General features: G+C 73.3%; 1 protein-coding gene and 1 pseudogene. Both read right to left on the minus strand.

The features are described 5' to 3' along the window. Positions 1 to 12 precede the first annotated feature (12 nt). Positions 13 to 1,581, minus strand: a pseudogene (locus G6R24_RS20150) (CYTH and CHAD domain-containing protein). A gap of 186 nt (positions 1,582 to 1,767) precedes the next feature. Further along, positions 1,768 to 2,547, minus strand: coding sequence for a CPBP family intramembrane glutamic endopeptidase (locus tag G6R24_RS20155; RefSeq protein ID WP_338084483.1), 780 nt, complete (start codon positions 2,545 to 2,547; stop codon positions 1,768 to 1,770). Between the last annotated feature and the right edge of the window lie 23 nt (positions 2,548 to 2,570).

The following is a 2,570-nucleotide window of genomic DNA, read 5'->3' on the forward strand; positions in this document are numbered from 1 at the left end:
CAGCCGTAGGGGCTAGGCCAGCCAGCCGCGGTGGCGGGGGGCGGAGATCGCCGGCCAGGCGTCGAAGAAGTCACGCTCCGCCAGCCGGCCACGGCACTCCTCGAGCCCGTAGAGCACACCGAGGGTGAACGCGGTGGGACTGCTCTGCGCCTAGGCGGCGATGCCCCAGGCGCGCAGCAGGTCACGGGCGACCGTGGCGTCCTGATGGATGCCGAGCAGCTCCTGTGCCTGTGCCGCCGCATCGGCGAGCTTCGCCGCCTTCGTCCCGTACAGCGGGCTCACGATCTCGGCGGCGTAGCGCAGCCGCTTAGCCTGCTTACGGGCGGTGTGCAGCAGCTCGTCCCGCTCATGGCCGACGGGCAGCCGGGCGGCGGCGCTCACCTTGCGGGCGAGCGCCCGGTCGGCGCGGTGGACGAGTGTGGGCAGCACGCTGCGGGCCGGCTTGCGGGCCCTGCCGGTCAGCGGCGCCTGGACCAGGGCGAGCAGGCTGTCGATCAGGGTGAGGTACCGCTCACTACGCAGCATCTCCAGGGCCTGCTCGCGACCGGCCGCGAGGCCCGCGTCAAGGTGGGCGCGGACCACCTCGTGCACCTCGCCGGCGACGAGGGCGGCGGGCAGCTCCGCGACCCGTCCGTCGAAGTAGGCGAGCTGGACCTCGGCGTCGCGGGCGGCGGACAGCGCTCCGGCGAGATCGCGCAGCTCGATGTCGAGCTGCGCGATCGTCCGGGCCGGGAACAGCGGGGCGAAGATCCGCAGGGCGCTGCGGGCTCGGCGGCAGGCGACCCGCATCCGGTGCACGGCCTCGGGTTCGTCGAGGCGGACCCGAGGGTCGGCGGCGAGCAGGGCGCGCACCTGTTCGATCAGGTAGGCCCGGACGACCTCGCCGGCGGGCCGTGAGCGCCGCAGCCGCCGAGGGGCGGTGGGCAGATCCGGCCCGGGGCCGGCGGCCAGGGCCGGGCCGAGCAGCCGGGCGAGTTTCGACGAGTCGGCGGCGGTCACCGCGCCGGCCGCGAACAGCAGTTCCTCGACGGCGTCGAGCACCTCGGGGCCGCCGTCGACCAGCTCCACCTCGATCTCCCGCCAGGTGCTCAGCGTGGTCGACTCGCCGAGAGTCTGCGCGCTGACCTGGTCGTCGACCACCTCGGCGAGGTCCGAGCCGGTGGCGTCGCGCAGCCGGCGGGCGGTGCGCAGCGTGCGCAGCCGGGCGACCGGACGCAGCTGCGCCCCGCGCGCGTGCACCGCGACCAGATCGACGAACTCGGCCGGCGGGGTGTGCCGGGCGCCCTCGGCGATCTGGATCTTGCCTTCGCTCGCGGTGAGCGGCAGCCGCAGCTCGTCGCGCTGGCCGACCCGCACCGGCAGCTTCAGGTGCCATCCGGCGTCGGCTCCGCCGGTACGCCGCCGCAGCGTGATCCGGTTGCGGGCCAGACGCAGGTCATCGGTGTCGTAGTAGACGGCCTCGAGGCTGACGGTGCGGCGGGTCCGAGCGGTGACCACGCCGCTGACCGCGCCGAGACGCGGCAGCACAAACGCCGGTGTGACGGCGTACTTACGTTCGATCTCCCGGACGGTGACCGCCATGACCTGTCCTTTCGTCCAGCTCCCAGCCGCAGCCCAGACCTGGCCCGTGCCCGTGCACCGCTGCGATCAGCGGCCCACTGGTCGACGGACGACCACCCCGCGACTACCCGTCTTAAGGGCGATGAGACACATGGAGAGCAAGTGACACACACGAGATGGACTACGCGACTTTCCCTACCGTTAACCTTAACGCGGCGCGGGAATCCAGGAGACCTTCCCGACGAGCACGACGTAGCCGACGAACGCGACGGTGTCGATCAGCGAGTGGGCGATCACGAGCGGTAGCACTCGGCCGCGGCGCTGGAACAGCCGTCCGAACAGCAGGCCCATCGCCAGATTGCCGAAGAATCCGCCGAGCCCCTGGTAGAGGTGGTACGAACCGCGCAGCACCGCGCTCGCCACCAGCGCCCACCGGGGTGCGACGTCTAGTTCGCGCAGCCGGACCAGCAGGTAGCCCGTGACGACCACCTCTTCGGCGATCCCGTTCTGCCAGGCGCTGAGCACCAGGACGGGGATGCGCCACCAGACGTCCGGCAGCCCGGACGGCGCCACCGTGAGGTTGGCCCCGCTGTGCCAGGCCAGCAGATAGAAACCAAGGCCGATCCCGCCGATCCCGGCGGCCAGCAGCGCCCCCAGCGCGCTGTCGCGGCCGGGGCTCGCGCCGTCCAGCCCGATCGCCCGCCGCCCGCCGCCGTGCCGGACGAGCAGGTAGAGCGCGAGCAGCACCGGCATGACGCCGGTGAGCACGCCGGCGAGCTGCAGGGCGAGGTCCAGCCACGGCCGGCCGGGGGCCGCCGACCCGTTGAGCTGCGCGGCCTGGGAGCGGACCGGACCGGGACGGGTCAGCACACCGACATAGCGGATGATCGCGTAGAGCGCCGACGCCGCGAAGGACATCCCCAGCACGACACCGAGCTCGGCGCGCAGCTGTCGCCGCGTGGGCGGCCCGTCCTCGCCCGCCACGATCCGCGCCGTCGCGGCGTCCGTCA

Source organism: Candidatus Frankia nodulisporulans, assembly GCF_902806475.1.
Lineage (GTDB): Bacteria > Actinomycetota > Actinomycetes > Frankiales > Frankiaceae > Frankia > Frankia umida.